This is a genomic window from Streptomyces sp. NPDC006393 (assembly GCF_040628575.1).
In the GTDB taxonomy this organism is placed as follows: Bacteria; Actinomycetota; Actinomycetes; order Streptomycetales; family Streptomycetaceae; genus Streptomyces.
The window spans coordinates 1-14,900 of the sequence record NZ_JBEXZD010000152.1 but is presented as its reverse complement, the minus strand read 5'-3'; the positions used below and the strand labels follow the sequence as shown (position 1 = coordinate 14,900).

16 protein-coding genes are annotated in these 14,900 nt (G+C 71.5%); 9 read left to right on the top strand and 7 right to left on the bottom strand.

Annotation, left to right across the window (positions count from 1 at the left end; genetic code table 11):
- Window positions 1-1,324: acyl-CoA mutase large subunit family protein (locus tag ABZ484_RS35945; protein ID WP_358870163.1), on the bottom strand; the 1,324-nt coding region annotated here is incomplete at its 3' end.
- Between the two features lie 317 nt (window positions 1,325-1,641).
- Between ABZ484_RS35945 and ABZ484_RS35940 the strand changes: the two genes are divergently transcribed.
- A complete protein-coding gene (locus ABZ484_RS35940) occupies window positions 1,642-2,568 on the top strand; it encodes a L,D-transpeptidase family protein (RefSeq protein ID WP_358870162.1) in 927 nt (308 codons plus the stop codon).
- Window positions 2,569-2,807: 239 nt separating this feature from the next.
- On the opposite strand, the gene ABZ484_RS35935 is transcribed toward ABZ484_RS35940, so the two are convergent.
- From ABZ484_RS35935 to ABZ484_RS35910, 6 genes are all read right to left on the bottom strand, one after another.
- Window positions 2,808-4,055, bottom strand: a complete 1,248-nt coding sequence (locus ABZ484_RS35935) for an extensin (protein ID WP_358870161.1) — start codon at window positions 4,053-4,055, stop codon at window positions 2,808-2,810.
- A complete protein-coding gene (locus ABZ484_RS35930; protein ID WP_358870166.1) occupies window positions 4,055-4,717 on the bottom strand; it encodes an RNA polymerase sigma factor in 663 nt (220 codons plus the stop codon). Before ABZ484_RS35930 ends, ABZ484_RS35935 begins: the two co-directional genes overlap by 1 nt.
- Window positions 4,718-5,047: 330 nt before the next feature.
- Window positions 5,048-5,665 (bottom strand): RNA polymerase sigma factor, encoded by a 618-nt coding sequence (locus tag ABZ484_RS35925; protein ID WP_358870160.1) that lies wholly within the window; start codon window positions 5,663-5,665, stop codon window positions 5,048-5,050.
- A gap of 166 nt (window positions 5,666-5,831) precedes the next feature.
- Window positions 5,832-6,233, bottom strand: coding sequence for a hypothetical protein (locus ABZ484_RS35920; protein WP_358870159.1), 402 nt, complete (start codon window positions 6,231-6,233; stop codon window positions 5,832-5,834).
- Between the two features lie 156 nt (window positions 6,234-6,389).
- Entirely contained in the window at window positions 6,390-6,950 is a 561-nt protein-coding gene (locus ABZ484_RS35915; RefSeq protein WP_358870158.1) for a hypothetical protein, read from the bottom strand.
- Between the two features lie 189 nt (window positions 6,951-7,139).
- Complete coding sequence (locus ABZ484_RS35910) at window positions 7,140-8,726, bottom strand: glycoside hydrolase family 20 protein (RefSeq protein WP_358870165.1); 1,587 nt, start codon at window positions 8,724-8,726, stop codon at window positions 7,140-7,142.
- Window positions 8,727-8,981: 255 nt separating this feature from the next.
- On the opposite strand from ABZ484_RS35910, the gene ABZ484_RS35905 reads away from it, so the two are divergent.
- The 8 genes from ABZ484_RS35905 to ABZ484_RS35870 all read left to right on the top strand — a co-directional run.
- Window positions 8,982-9,491 carry a 2-oxo-4-hydroxy-4-carboxy-5-ureidoimidazoline decarboxylase gene (locus tag ABZ484_RS35905; RefSeq protein ID WP_358870164.1) on the top strand — a complete coding sequence of 170 codons (510 nt, stop codon included), beginning with the start codon at window positions 8,982-8,984 and terminating at the stop codon, window positions 9,489-9,491.
- Between the two features lie 202 nt (window positions 9,492-9,693).
- Window positions 9,694-10,074 (top strand): succinate dehydrogenase, cytochrome b556 subunit, encoded by a 381-nt coding sequence (gene sdhC / locus ABZ484_RS35900; RefSeq protein ID WP_358870157.1) that lies wholly within the window; start codon window positions 9,694-9,696, stop codon window positions 10,072-10,074.
- Window positions 10,075-10,079: 5 nt separating this feature from the next.
- Window positions 10,080-10,562 carry a succinate dehydrogenase hydrophobic membrane anchor subunit gene (locus tag ABZ484_RS35895; RefSeq protein WP_358870156.1) on the top strand — a complete coding sequence of 161 codons (483 nt, stop codon included), beginning with the start codon at window positions 10,080-10,082 and terminating at the stop codon, window positions 10,560-10,562.
- A gap of 24 nt (window positions 10,563-10,586) precedes the next feature.
- Window positions 10,587-12,341 (top strand): succinate dehydrogenase flavoprotein subunit, encoded by a 1,755-nt coding sequence (sdhA, locus tag ABZ484_RS35890; protein ID WP_358870155.1) that lies wholly within the window; start codon window positions 10,587-10,589, stop codon window positions 12,339-12,341.
- Complete coding sequence (locus tag ABZ484_RS35885; protein WP_358870154.1) at window positions 12,341-13,120, top strand: succinate dehydrogenase iron-sulfur subunit; 780 nt, start codon at window positions 12,341-12,343, stop codon at window positions 13,118-13,120. The genes sdhA and ABZ484_RS35885 overlap by 1 nt, the downstream gene beginning before the upstream one ends.
- A 148-nt stretch (window positions 13,121-13,268) precedes the next feature.
- Window positions 13,269-13,679, top strand: coding sequence for a VOC family protein (locus ABZ484_RS35880; protein ID WP_316740200.1), 411 nt, complete (start codon window positions 13,269-13,271; stop codon window positions 13,677-13,679).
- A gap of 45 nt (window positions 13,680-13,724) precedes the next feature.
- Window positions 13,725-14,444 carry a TetR family transcriptional regulator gene (locus ABZ484_RS35875; protein ID WP_358870153.1) on the top strand — a complete coding sequence of 240 codons (720 nt, stop codon included), beginning with the start codon at window positions 13,725-13,727 and terminating at the stop codon, window positions 14,442-14,444.
- Window positions 14,445-14,534: 90 nt separating this feature from the next.
- Window positions 14,535-14,900: Uma2 family endonuclease (locus ABZ484_RS35870; RefSeq protein ID WP_358870152.1), on the top strand; the 366-nt coding region annotated here is incomplete at its 3' end.

The window sequence follows — 14,900 nt, the reverse complement described above, 5'->3', positions numbered from 1 at the left end:
CGTTCAGCTGGAAGCGGTTGACGCCCACCACGACCCGCTCGCCGCTGTCCGTCTCCTGCGCGATGCGATAGGCGTTGCGCTCGATCTCGTTCTTCTGGAAGCCGTGCTCGATCGCGCTGACGGCGCCGCCGAGGTCCTCCACCTTCCGCATCAGCTCCAGGGCGGCGGACTCGACGTCGTCGGTCATCTTCTCGATGACGTACGACCCGGCGAAGGGGTCCACCGTCGCGGTCACGTCCGTCTCGTAGGCGAGGACCTGCTGGGTGCGCAGGGCCAGCCGGGCGGACTTGTCCGTCGGCAGCGCGATCGCCTCGTCGAAGGAGTTGGTGTGCAGCGACTGGGTGCCGCCGAGCACCGCCGCCAGGCCCTGGACGGCGACCCGGACCAGGTTGACCTCCGGCTGCTGGGCCGTCAGCTGCACCCCGGCCGTCTGCGTGTGGAACCGCAGCATCAGCGACTTGGGGTTCTTCGCGCCGAACTCCTCCTTCATCACCCGCGCCCAGATCCGGCGGGCCGCACGGAACTTGGCGACCTCCTCCAGGATCGTCGTACGGGCCACGAAGAAGAAGGAGAGGCGGGGCGCGAAGTCGTCCACGTCCATGCCGGCCGCGACGGCCGTGCGCACGTACTCGATGCCGTCGGCGAGCGTGAAGGCGATCTCCTGCGCGGGCGAGGCGCCCGCCTCGGCCATGTGGTAGCCGGAGATCGAGATGGTGTTCCACTTCGGGATCTCGGCCTTGCAGTACTTGAAGATGTCCGCGATCAGCCGCAGCGACGGCTTGGGCGGGAAGATGTACGTCCCGCGCGCGATGTACTCCTTGAGCACGTCGTTCTGGATCGTGCCGGTCAGCTTGTCCGCCGGCACGCCCTGCTCCTCGGCGACCAGTTGGTAGAGCAGGAGCAGCAGCGCGGCGGGGGCGTTGATCGTCATCGACGTGGAGACCTTGTCCAGCGGGATCCCGCCGAACAGCACCCGCATGTCGTCGACCGAGTCGATGGCGACACCGACCTTGCCGACCTCGCCGTGCGCGATCGGCGCGTCGGAGTCGTGGCCCATCTGGGTGGGCAGGTCGAAGGCGACCGAGAGACCCATCGTGCCGTGCGCGATGAGTTCCTTGTACCGGGCGTTGGACTCCGCCGCCGTACCGAAGCCCGCGTACTGGCGCATGGTCCACGGCCGGCCCGTGTACATCGTCGGGTACACGCCACGCGTGAACGGGAACGACCCCGGCTCGCCCAGCTTCGCCGCCGGGTCCCAGCCCTCCAGGGCGTCCGGCCCGTAGACCGGCTCGATGGGCAGCCCGGACTCCGACTCGCGCGCCATGGTGTGTGCCTCCGCGTTCTTGTTACTCGCCAGTTACTCGCCGGTATTCCGATCCTCGCCACGGACTGTAGCCGTGGCCGTGCGCCGGGTGGAGTGCCCCACGCTGGGACCTTGCTCACAGACCTGTCCGGCCCGCTGTCCGGCCCTCTGTCCGGTCCGCTGTTCGCCACGCCTCCCGTCACGCTTTCGTGGACGGGCTCCGCCCTTCCAGCGTGCCCCCTGGTTCACGGTCGGTCACCCGTGGGGAGACATCCCGTGTACTTCCGGACCACGGCGACTCGACAGCCACGACGGGGGGCGGTATGCGCACCGGAGACATGAGGAGATCGGGCGTCGCCGTGGCGACGGCGGCGGTGGCGCTGGCCGCGGTGTGCGCGTGCACGGTGCAGACACCCGGCGCCGGGTCCGGATCGGGGACCGGCGCGGGAGGGGGCGGCGGGCACCACGGGCCGGTGCGCATCGAGATCCCCGCCACCGGATCGCCCGGCGACCACGCCTCCACCGACGACAGACCGGGCGGCGCCACCCCGGGGACGGCCCGCGGAGCCGGAACCACACCGGGCACGACGCCGGACGCCACTCCCAGCCGGGCACCGAGCGCGCCCGCGCCCGCGCGCGTCCTGTGGTCCCGCGGTGACAGCGGCAGCGGCGTCCGCGAGCTCCAGGCCCGCCTGCGTCAGGTCGCCTGGCTGTTCGACGGCCCGACGGGGACGTACGACGATCTGACGGAGCGGGCGGTCAAGGGCTTCCAGGGCAAGCGGGGCCTGCCCGCGACGGGACGGACCGACACCGTCACCTGGCAGCGGCTGCTCGCCATGACGCACGAGCCGGGCAAGGGGGAGCTGTACCTGATGGGCGGTCAGCCGGCGGGCGCGCCGGATCCGCGCTGTCTGACCGGCCGGGTGCTGTGCATCGACAAGACCAGCCGGACGCTGCGCTGGATGGTCGGCGGGCGGACGCTCTCGACGATGTCGGTGCGGTTCGGCACGCAGTACACACCCACCCGGGAAGGTGTCTTCACGGTCTACTGGAAGTCACGCCACCATGTGTCGACGCTCTACGACTCCCCCATGCCGTACGCGATGTTCTTCAGCGGCGGCCAAGCCGTGCACTACTCCTACGACTTCGCGGCCCGGGGTTACGCGGGTGGCTCGCACGGCTGCGTCAACGTACGGGACGAGGCGGCGATCGCGCAGCTGTTCGCACAGGTGAGGGTGGGGGACAAGGTCGTCGTGCACTGGTGAGGCCGAAGAGGCCGACGACACGTCGACGGACGTGCGGACAGTGCGAGGAGTGAGGCGGGGCGCGGGCGGGACCGGGGGAACGTGTCCCGCCCGCGCCACATGCACGAGCCGTGGGTACGGGGGGAACCCCGGCTGCGTGCGACGGCCGATGACCAGTCGGCTCACTTAGTACTGCGCTCCGGCCGCCGAAAACGTCACACCCTGCGGAGAGAAATTTTCAGAGAGTGCGAAGACGCAGGTCAGGGGCGTGCGGTCGGCGTCGCCGGGGAGGCGGGCGCCGCAGGGGACGCGGTCGGGGCGGGGGCCGCCGTCTCCGCCGGAGACACGGTCGGGGTCGGGGACGCGGCCGGGGTCCGCTGCGCGGGGAGCGGTGGGCGCGCGGGCGCGAAGCCGGCGGCGTCGGTCCCGGTTCGGCCGCCGCCTATGTGACCGCCGTCGTCGTCACCGCCCTGACCGCCCTGACCGCCCTTGCCGCCTCGGCCGTCCTGGCCGCTCCCACCGTCCGTGCCGCCGGTGCCGCCCTTACCGCCCGTGCCGCCCGTGCCGCCCGTGTGGCCTTTCCCGCCGCCGTCGTTGCCGTCCCGGCCGCTGCCGCCGCCCTGCTGGGCGGAGTCGCGGCCCTCGGCGGTCTTGAGGACACCCTTGCAGTACGTCCACACCCGTGAGGAGCCGCCGGCCGCCCCCTCCAGGACGTGCTTGCGGTCGGCGTCCAGGGCCTTGCCGTCACGCAGGTCGCGGCAGTCGGAGGCCAGACGGCTCCAGCGGTCGCCCGAGCCGGCGCCCTGTCCGCCGCCCGGCCCGGCGGTGGCGCCGGTCGCGGGGGTGCCGTCGCCGTCGCGGCCGGTGTTCCCGGCGTCGGCGCCGGACGGCCCGGCCGCGGCGCCTCCGGGCGTCGAGGCACCCGGCACACCGCCCTGCGTGTCTTTCGAGACACCGCCCGGGGAGCCGTCCGGCGAGGACGAGGCCGACGGGCCGTCAGGCGTCGCCCGGTCCGAGACGGACGCGGCGGGGGTGGGCTCGCCGCCGCCGAACGGGGTCGGCAGCACACCGGTCGTGGCCGCCGCCACCCCGCCGACCGCTCCCGCGGCCAGCGCGGCGGACACGGCGAGGTGCAGGGGCCGGCCCCAACTCCGGCGACCGGCCCGCGGGTTACGCCGGGTGCGACCGATACGCCCGGTTCGCCGAAAACGGCCGATGCCCGCCGGAGTGTGCGCGTGCGCATCGACGCGATCGACTCGGACGGCTCCGGCGTCGGCCTCTTCGGCGCGCGCCTTGCGGAAGGCGGCGAGCGCGGCGGCCTCGCCGGGAAGTTCGGCGCCGTCCGCGGACGACGGCTCGGCCTGCGGTGCGGCGGCCAGTGCGTACAGTGCCGCGGCGAGCCGTTCGGCCTGGTCACGGACGGTTTCGTCGACGGTGTCCAGTGGCTCCCCACGCAGCAGACGCTCCGCCGTTTCGGGGTCCAGCCAGTGGTACTGCTCGTCGGCCATCACATGTCCTTCTGCGTCCGGGCGCGCATATGCGTCACACCGGCGGACGTCACCGCGGGGCCGCGCGGTTCTCGTGGGGGCGGCAGCGCGTCGAGCCCGCCGACGGATTCCGGATCGTCGCCGAGCAGTTCGGCGAGGCGCTTCAGGCCGCGGTGCGCGGCGGTGCGTACGGCGCCCGGGCGCTTGCCGAGCGTCTCGGCGGCGGTCTTGGCGTCCAGGCCCACGACCACGCGCAACACGACGGCCTCGGCCTGTTCCTGGGGCAGCCGGGCGATGAGCGAGAGGGTGCGGCCGGTGGCGAGAGCCTCCATGGCCTCCCCCGCGGTGTCCGACTCGGCGGCCCTGCCGGTCAGTTCCGTTTCGTCGCCGCCTATCGCCGGGCGGCGGCCACGCATGCGTATGTGGTCCAGCGCGCGGTTGCGGGCGATCCGGGCTGCCCAGCCGCGGAAGCGGTCCGCGTCTCCGCTGAAGCGCTCCAGGTCCCGGGCGATCTGCAACCAGGTCTCGGACGCCACGTCCTCGGCGTCGGGGTCGCCGACCAGTGTGCGTACGTATCCGAGCAGCCGCGGGTGCACGGCACGGTACACAGTCCGGAACGCGGTCTCGTCTCCGTCCTGTGCCGCAAGCACCGCGGCGGTCAGCTCCGCGTCGTCCCCCAGCACCCCGTGGTTCCTCAGTAGATCGAGCAGGATCGTTGCGGCATCGCGGCCGACGTTGTGTGCGGTGATCATGCATCTTCCGCGCCCGGCGCGAAAGGCACGTTACGGCCTGAAACCGCCTCTCGTCCATGACGGTACAACGCGCAACTAACTGATCGGGTGTGCGGTGTGACAGAAAACGCACTCACGGCGCTGTAGGGAGTACGGGCCGCCGCGCGGCCCGTGCCGCGCGACGGCCGGGGCCTCTCCTGTGGGGGGTGGCGGCCCCGGCCGTTGCCTCGGCGGCACGCGACACGGAATCGGCACAGGGTCGGCCCGGTCCGCCGCCGCAGTTCATTCCGGCTCCCCCGGTGCCGGGGGATCGCCCTTCGCCACAGCCGGCACGCCCATCAGGATGGCCAGCCGCCTCAGGCCCCGGTGCGCGGACGTGCGCACCGCGCCGGGGCGCTTGCCGAGGACCCGGGCCGCCGAGGGGCCGTCGAGGCCGGCGACGACGCGCAGCAGCACCGCCTCCGCCTGGTCGCGCGGCAGGGCACGGACCAGTTCGAGGGCGCGTTCGGTGGAGAGGGACTCCAACACCTGCTCGTACGTGTTCTCCCGCCCGGGCAGGTCCAGCACGTCCTGCTCCAGGGCCGTCGACCGGGGCCGTACGCGCCGGCGCCGCAGATGGTCCAGGGCGCGGTGCCGGGCGATCGTCGCCGTCCACCCCCGGAAGCCGGCCCCGTCCCCCTTGAACCGCCTCAGGTCCCGGGCGATCTCCAGCCATGCCTCGGACGCCACGTCCTCGGCGTCGTCGCCGACGATCCCGCGGAGATAGCCGAGCAGTCCCGGCTGCACGATCCGGTACGCCACCGCGAAGGCGCTCTCGTCGCCCTCCTGGGCGCGCGCCACGGCCGCGCCCAGCTCCCCGTCGTGCGCCCTCGCGCGGCGGGGCTCCCCTCCCTGGCCCAACACTGACCTCGTTCGCACCCAGTGCGGCACGGGCCCTGCCGAACCCGCGTCGCGCCACACGACCGGCCGTGCGCACGGCCCATGGTCATCAGCGTCGGCCCGCACAGAAGTGTCACAGCAAGCGGGACCGCGATGTTCGGCCGCTGACGAATCGTCCGGCGGCTCGTCAGTCGCGTGGGCCGCCGCGGCCCGCCATGGCGTCCAGGCAGAGCAGCCGCAGGGACCCGTGACCCGCGAAACAGCGGCGGGACTCGTCGATCGGGTCCCACAGCCGCCCGTCCACGGTCCGGATCCAGTGCTCGCCGCCGGAGGCCCACCACTCGGCCCCGGCCTCGCGGACGATGACCTCACCGGCGTACGCCCCGAAACCGCGCAGCACGCTCTCCACGGCGGGGTACGGCGTGCCCTCGCGGCGGAGCTCCTCGATCACCCGGTCGACCCGCCACAGGCTCCGCGCCGAGTAGTCCAGGCGCAGCCGGGCGCCCTCGCGCATCGCCGCCACGGTGTCCGCCGCCCACCGCACCGGTCTGGTGGCGGCGTGCGGCCTCGTCTGCTGCTGAGTCGTCACATGCTGCGCTGTCACATAGGGAAGAGCGGGGGCGGGACGGTTTCCGTCACCCGGATCCGCCCGTTTCCCGCAACCGGCGCACGACCCCCGCAGACCCCCCGCACCGCACCCGCACGACGCTCACAGAACGAGGGCCCGCCAGGACCTGTCGGGGGTTCACACCCGGCCGCGGGCGCGGCGGGAGACCACCGCCCGCAGGACGCGACGCCCTTCGGTGGAGACCTCCAGAGCCTGGCGCAGCCCCGCGGAGCCGTGCCCGGCGAGGAGTTCGAGGACGGTGACCTGGCGCCGGAGTTCGGCGGCGACCAGCGGGGACATGCCGTCCGTGCGGCCCTCGCGGCGGGAGTCGACGGAGGCGGGGTCCTCGGCCGGGTCCAGGAGCCGGTGGATCTGGAGGGAGGCGACCGAGCAGGCGTCGGCCCACTGCCGTACCTCTCCGGGGGTCCGGCCGGCCGGCGCGGCGGCGAGCATGCGGCGGGCCAGCAGCGCGGCCTCGTCCTCGTCCGGATCCTCGGGGCCGGCCGCGTCGAGCGCGCCGCGCGCCTGTTCCAGCCGGTCGGCCCAGTCGCCGTCGCGGCCCTCCGCGAGGGTGCCCCACAGCGGCCGCAGCACCTCGTCGTCCCCGCCGAGCAGCGGTACGCACCGGTCCAGACAGGCCAGCCCGCTGGCGGCCAGCCCGCGCTCGTCGGCCTGCGCGATCAGTTCCACCAGGCTCATCCACGCCCCTCCCTCGCCAGAGCGTCGCCCCAGGCCTTTTCCGGCCACGGAACCCGCTCTTCCCCTTACTGCGTGCGACCGCCCGGTAGTGTCACACGGGCATCACTCTCAGTCGAGGGAGCTGCGGAAGAAAAGATTTCGGCCAATGGTGCCCGCGGCCGCGGCGGTCGGCGCCCTCGGCCGCGGCGGTCAGCCGAGCCGGCCCGCCAGCGCCTTGAAGTCCGTCCAGGACAGCTCCGGCTTCCCCGGGTCCCACAGCTTCTGCGCGGTCGCCCGCAGCGGCATGCGGATCCCGGCGGCCACCTGGTCCTGGGTCTGGGCGTTCGGGCGGTCGCCCCAGACGGCGAAGGCGCCGCCGAGGATCTGGGCGTCGTAGCGGGCGGGGACCGCCTGGGTGCCGCGCAGCACCCGCGGGGTCCACTGCTCGTAGATCCGCTGCCCGGTCGGGTAGACGAAGGTCTGCGGCTGGCCGAGGACGTAGTAGAGGAACTCGTCGTTGTAGTTGATCACCTTGCGGCCGGCGGCGAGGTACTCGGCCGGCGGCCGGGCGCCGATCTCCTTGCCGGTCCAGTAGGCGACCTCGATGTCCTTGGCGGGCTGCACCGAGGTGTTCCGGAAGAAGCCGTCGTTCCAGGCGCGCGGGGTACGGTCGTGGTTGCGGACGGTGGCGGCGCGGTCGTTCAGCCAGCCGGTGGTCAGGTCGGCGACGGTGCCGCCGGGGCCGTAGGCCTTGCGCGCGGCGGCCGCCAGCTGCGGGTAGGAGGCGGCGGGATCCCGCACGGTCAGCGCCTGGTACTCGTCGCCGCCGAGGTGCCAGTAGCCGCCGGGGAAGACGCCCGCGAACTCGTCCAGGAGGTCGTCGACGATCTGCGCGGACTCGTCCTTGGAGATGTCGATCGCGCCGCGGGTCGGCACTCCGCTCGCGTTGCGCAGCTGGAGATCGGGGTGGGCGGCGATCACCGCGCCCAGGTGACCGGGCGAGTCGATCTCCGGCACCACGGTGATGTGCCGGCTCGTGGCCAGGTCGACGATCTGTTTGACCTGCGCCTTGGTGAGGTGGTCCGCCGAGACGATCTCCGGGTGGGTGTCGGACTGGATCCGGAAGCCCTGGTCGTCGGAGAAGTGCAGGCCGAGCTCGTTGTACTTCAGGTCGCCCAGCTCGCGCACGCGGTCCTCGATCCAGCCGACCGTGTACGGCTTGCGCGCGATGTCCAGCATGAAGCCGCGCCGCGGCTTCGCCGGCGCGTCGTTGACGACGCCCTCCGGTGCCGTGCCGCCGCCGTGCACCTCCTGCTTCAGCGTGCGGGTGCCGTAGAAGACACCCGCGTCGGCCGGAGCGCTGATGGTGACCCGGCCACCGCGCACGGTCATGGTGTACGACTCCGGGTTGCCGCCCTCGCCGCCGCTGAGCGCCAGCCGTACGTCCCCGGCCCGTACGTCGTTCTTCTCACCGGCGTAGGACAGGCCCAGCTCGCCCGCGATCAGCTTCCCCTCGTCGGCCAGGGACGCGTCGCTCACCACGACCCGCTCGCCGTGGGCCGGGCGCCAGCCGGGGCCTCGCGCGGCGGTGTGGGACCGCACGGCGGGGATGGTGCGCGGCGCCTGGGACAGCGGATAGCTGCGGCTCGGGCTGGGACTGGTGCCGCCGGCGTCCGGAGCGGACGACGCCTCCGACACGGTGCCGTCGGAACCCGCCGGGGTCTCGTCACCCCCGGAGGCCCACAGTCCGAGCCCGACACCGAGCCCGACCGTCACGGCGAACGCCCCTCCGGCCAGCGCGTACCTGCGCTGCGGCTTTCGCGCCGGAGCCCGGCGCCGCCTGTGCTGACTCACAGAGCCAACCTACGGCCCGCGCGCTCGCCAGGCGTCCACGAAGCGTTCTCAAACTCTGCCGTCCGAGTGAAATCCAGGCATCGACCGGACACATCATGAGCACGCCCGATAACGTAACGGCACATCTCCCACAAGATCCCCTGCCGACACACACGGCCCGCCCCCGGGCGCCGCCGCATCCCACGCCGAGGACCCACGCTGCCCGCGCAGAACCTGGAGCACTTCAACACCGCCCCGCCCGAAGAGGCCCGCCACACCCTCCTGACCTGCCTGCGCAGTCCGCGCTGGGCCCACCGCATCACCACCCACCGCCCCTACCCCGACCTCCCGGCGCTCCTGGCCGCGGCGGACGAGGCGGCCTACGACCTGGGCCCGCGGGACCTGGCGGAGGCCCTGGAGAGGGAGCCGCTGCCCGCCCTGCCGGCGGCCACGTACGCGGCCGCCTCCACGGCCCTGAACGCGGCGTACGCGGCCTACGAGGCCAAATTCGGACACGCGTTCGTCATCTGCCTGGACGGCGTGCCCGCCGACGAAACACTCGACCGTGTACTGGCGGCCATCCGATCACGATTGACGAACGATCCGGACGACGAACGGATCGTGGCGGCAGAGGAACTCCGCCGCCTGGCGAGGGAGCGGCTGGTGAGATACCTCAGGGGCGCGGGGAACTGCGCGACAAGCCACAACGCACCCGCACTCGGCAGATGACAGCACCGCCCTCCCCGGCAGCCGCCCCCACTAACCCGTCCGTGCACCTTTGAGTGCCAGTTTGATCACACGAGGCAGGCCCCCCGCGAAGCTCGCCGCAGCGCATCGCTACCATGCTGGGGGCCGGTGGACCGTACCCGGCCGGGCCCGACCGACAGAGAAGCCGGCGCGGCCCTAGTCCCCGCTCCCGGAGGGTTCTTCCGTGCCGGCTGGAACGCTGTACCGCGGCCGGGAAGGAATGTGGTCCTGGGTGGCTCATCGAGTCACCGGCGTCCTCATTTTCTTCTTCCTGTTCGTTCACGTGCTGGACACCGCGCTCGTCCGCGTGTCTCCCGAGGCCTACGACAAGGTCGTGGCCACCTACAAGACGCCGGTCGTCGCCGTGCTGGAGTACGGCCTCGTCGCCGCCATCCTCTTCCACGCGCTCAACGGCCTGCGTGTCATCGCCGTCGACTTCTGGGTCAAGGGTGCCCGCTACCAGAAGCAGATGCTCTGGAGCGTCGTCGGCCTCTGGGTCCTGCTGATGATCGGGGCGATCTACCCCGTCCTCGGCCACGCCGCTCGAGTCGTCTTCGGGAGCTGAGGCGCATGTCCACCACTGAAACCACCGCTTCCGGCATCGGCCCGGTCGAGGGCGCCGCAGGCTACAGCGTCGAGAACCCGGCGCCGGTCATCGAGGCCCCGCGCAAGCGCACCAAGAAGACCCCGAAGTCGACCCGGGGCAACTTCGAGATGTACGGCTGGCTGTTCATGCGGCTGTCCGGCGTCGTCCTGGTCGTGCTGGTCCTCGGCCACCTGCTGATCCAGCTCGTGCTGGACGGCGGCGTCTCCAAGGTCGGCTTCGCCTTCGTCGCCGGCCGCTGGGCCTCCCCGTGGTGGCAGGTCTGGGACCTGCTGATGCTGTGGCTGGCGATGCTGCACGGCTGCAACGGCCTGCGCACGGTCATCAACGACTACGCCGAGCGCTCCAACACGCGGCTGTGGCTGAAGGCGCTGCTCTACACCGCCACGGTGTGGACCATCCTGCTGGGCACGCTGGTGATCTTCACCTTCGACCCGAACATCCGCTAGGCCACGGGACCGAGGTAATTCCTGATGAAGATCCACAAGTACGACACCGTCATCGTCGGCGCCGGTGGCGCCGGTATGCGTGCCGCCATCGAGGCGACCAAGCGCAGCCGCACCGCGGTCCTGACCAAGCTCTACCCCACCCGCTCCCACACGGGCGCCGCGCAGGGCGGCATGGCCGCCGCGCTCGCCAACGTGGAGGAGGACAACTGGGAGTGGCACACCTTCGACACGGTCAAGGGCGGTGACTACCTGGTCGACCAGGACGCCGCCGAGATCCTGGCGAAGGAGGCCATCGACTCCGTCCTCGACCTGGAGAAGATGGGCCTGCCGTTCAACCGCACCCCGAACGGCACCATCGACCAGCGCCGCTTCGGCGGTCACTCCCGCAACCACGGCGAGGCCCCGGTCCGCCGCTCCTGCTACGCGGCCGACCGCACCGGCCACATGATCCTCCAGACGCTGTACCAGAACTGCGTCAAGGAGGGCGTGGAGTTCTTCAACGAGTTCTACGTCCTGGACCAGCTGATCACCGAGGTCGACGGCGTCAAGAAGTCCGCCGGTGTGGTGGCGTACGAGCTGGCGACCGGCGAGATCCACATCTTCCAGGCGAAGGCCGTGATCTACGCCTCCGGCGGCTGCGGCAAGTTCTTCAAGGTGACGTCGAACGCGCACACCCTCACCGGTGACGGCCAGGCCGCCGTGTACCGCCGGGGTCTGCCGCTGGAGGACATGGAGTTCTTCCAGTTCCACCCGACCGGCATCTGGCGCATGGGCATCCTGCTCACCGAGGGCGCCCGCGGTGAGGGCGGCATCCTGCGCAACAAGGACGGCGAGCGCTTCATGGAGAAGTACGCGCCCGTCATGAAGGACCTGGCGTCCCGCGACGTCGTGTCCCGTTCGATCTACACGGAGATCCGCGAGGGCCGCGGCTGCGGTCCCGAGGGCGACCACGTGTACCTCGACCTGACCCACCTGCCGCCGGAGCAGCTGGACGCCAAGCTGCCCGACATCACCGAGTTCGCGCGGACGTACCTCGGCATCGAGCCCTACACGGACCCGATCCCGATCCAGCCGACGGCGCACTACGCGATGGGCGGCATCCCGACCAACGTCGAGGGTGAGGTCCTGGCGGACAACACCACCGTCGTCCCCGGCCTGTACGCGGCCGGCGAGGTGGCGTGCGTGTCCGTGCACGGCGCCAACCGCCTGGGCACCAACTCGCTGCTGGACATCAACGTCTTCGGCCGTCGGGCCGGCATCGCCGCCGCCGACTACGCGAAGACCGCGGACTTCGTGGAGCTGCCGGAGAACCCGGAGTCCGTCGTCGTCGAGCAGATCGAGCGGCTGCGCACCTCCACGGGCACCGAGCGGGTGGCGAACATCCGCCGCGAGCTCCAGGAGACGATGGACGCCAACGTCATGGTGTTCCGCACCGAGCAGACGATCAAGACGGCCGTCGAGAAGATCGCCGAGCTGCGCGAGCGCTACAAGAACGTGGCGATCCAGGACAAGGGCAAGCGGTTCAACACCGACCTCCTGGAGGCCATCGAGCTGGGCAACCTGCTGGACCTGGCCGAGGTCATGGCGGTCTCCGCCCTGGCCCGCAAGGAGTCCCGCGGCGGTCACTACCGCGAGGACTACCCCAACCGCGACGACGTCAACTTCATGCGCCACACCATGGCGTACCGCGAGGTCGGCGCCGACGGGACCGAATCCATCCGTCTCGACTACAAGCCGGTCGTCCAGACCCGCTACCAGCCGATGGAGCGTAAGTACTGATGGCTACACCTGTTCTGGACAAGGAAGAAGCGGCCGGCAAGCCCGAGCCCGGATTCGCCGACTCCCCCTACATCACCGTCACCTTCCGGGTCCGCCGGTTCAACCCGGAGGTCTCGGCGGAGGCGACCTGGGAAGACTTCCAGCTGGAGATCGACCCCAAGGAGCGCGTCCTCGACGGCCTGCACAAGATCAAGTGGGACCTGGACGGCACGCTGACGTTCCGCCGCTCCTGCGCGCACGGCATCTGCGGCTCGGACGCCATGCGGATCAACGGCAAGAACCGTCTGGCCTGCAAGACGCTGATCAAGGACATCAACCCCGAGAAGCCGATCACGGTCGAGCCCATCAAGGGCCTGACGGTCCTGAAGGACCTGGTCGTGGACATGGAGCCGTTCTTCCAGGCGTACCGGGACGTGATGCCCTTCCTGATCACGAAGGACACCAACGAGCCGACGCGTGAGCGTCTTCAGTCGGCCGAGGACCGGGCGCGCTTCGACGACACCACGAAGTGCATCCTGTGCGCGGCCTGCACCTCCTCCTGCCCGGTGTTCTGGAACGACGGCCAGTACTTCGGCCCGGCGGCCATCGTCAACGCCCACCGCTTCATCTTCGACAGCCGTGACGAGGCGGGCGAGCAGCGGCTGGAGATCCTGAACGACAAGGACGGCGTCTGGCGCTGCCGCACCACCTTCAACTGCACCGACGCGTGCCCCCGTGGCATCGAGGTGACGAAGGCGATCGCGGAGGTCAAGCGGGCGCTGATCACGCGCCGCTTCTGAGCCTCCGGTCACCTCCGGTACGCGCCTGTGGGCCCCGCTCCTCGTGGAGCGGGGCCCTCGGCGTTGCTCGGCCGGGCGGGTGACGTCGGCGTCGGTCCGCCGGGGTGGGGGCGGGGGTGCCCGGCGGGTCCGTACCTAATCTGATCGCATGTCAGATGACGAGTCGTACGAGCTGCTCGGGTTCGACAACGTGCTGCTGGCCGTGGGCGATCTCGGCGAGGCCGTGGAGTTCTACGGGCGGGCCGGGTTCGCGGTGGCGTTCCGGCTGGACGAGGCGGGGATCGCGCTGCTGAAGGTGGGCGGCGAGACGCCGGGGATCCTGCTGCGGCAGGAGGAGGCGCTGGGGCACCGCACGCCGCCGTGGGCGTCGCCGCGGGTGTGGCTGGAGGTCCCGGACGCCCGGGTCGCGGCCAGGGAGCTGACGGCGGCCGGGATCGCGCTTCTCGACGAGCCGTCCGCCGTGGTGACCGGCTGGACGGTCGAGATCGCCGACCCCTGGGGCAACGTCCTCGGCTTCACGGACTACACCAAGCGCCGGGAGCTGGGCCGCCGCCCCTGAGGCACCGTCCGCCGGACGCCTGCCGGGCCTGACTAGGCTCTCCTCGTGCCCGAGAAGACCACCAGCAAGTCCGAGCAGACCCGTGCCCTGATCCTGGAGACGGCCATGCGGCTGTTCCAGGAGCGCGGCTACGACAAGACGACCATGCGGGCCATCGCCAAGGAGGCCGGGGTCTCCGTCGGCAACGCGTACTACTACTTCGAGGGCAAGGAACACCTGATCCAGGGCTTCTACGACCGGATCGCCGCCGAGCACCAGGAGGCGGTCCGGGAGGTCCTGGCCCGGGAGACGGCTCTGGAGGCCCGGCTCGCCGGCGTGCTGAAGGCCTGGCTGGACATCGCCACGCCGTACCACGAGTTCGCGGTGCAGTTCTTCAAGAACGCCGCCGACCCCGACAGCCCGCTCAGCCCCTTCTCCCCCGAGTCCGAGCACGCGCGCACCGAGGCCATCAGCGTCCACAAGGAGGTGCTGCGCGGGGCGCGGACCAAGGTGCCGGCGGAACTGCGCGAGGTGCTCCCCGAGCTGATGTGGCTCGCCCAGATGGGGCTCGTCCTGTACTGGGTGTTCGACCGCACGGAGGGCCGCGAGCGCAGCTACCGGCTGGCCGAGCGCGGCGCCCGCCTCACCGCACGGGGCGTGGCACTGGCCCGCTTCCGGGTGCTGCGCCCGCTCGTGCTGGAGGTGCACGAGCTGTTCACGGACTTCCTGCCGGGGATGACGAAGATGCTGCCGGACCCGGTGGTCAAGGGCCGGAAGGGCGAGTGATCACTTTCGGGTGACGCGGCGCGAAGGGGACATCCGCGGGCCGGGCTGCCTACGATGATGCTCTCGACACCAGCCCACGGGAGGCACGTGATGTCCGCTGCAGCCGTCGAGCAGCCCCATGGTGACCGTCCGCTGATCGCGGAAGCCAACCGGCTCATGGAGCGCAACCCGGGGTACGGCGTCGAGATCATCGGAGGCCAGATCCTCGTGTCCCCGCCCCCGGACGGCCCTCACGCCGTGGCACTGACCGGCCTGATGCTGCCCTTCCTGAACGCTGGCCTTCACGGGGACGACTCGTGCGTCGTCCAGGGCATCGGCCTCTGGCTGCCCACCGGCGTCGAGGATTACGCGATCCCCGACCTCTCGGTGGTCGACGCCGACTACGAGGACCACTACGTCGAGAACAACTGCTACGAGCCCGTCTGCTTCCGCCTGGTGCTGGAGGTCACCTCGAGC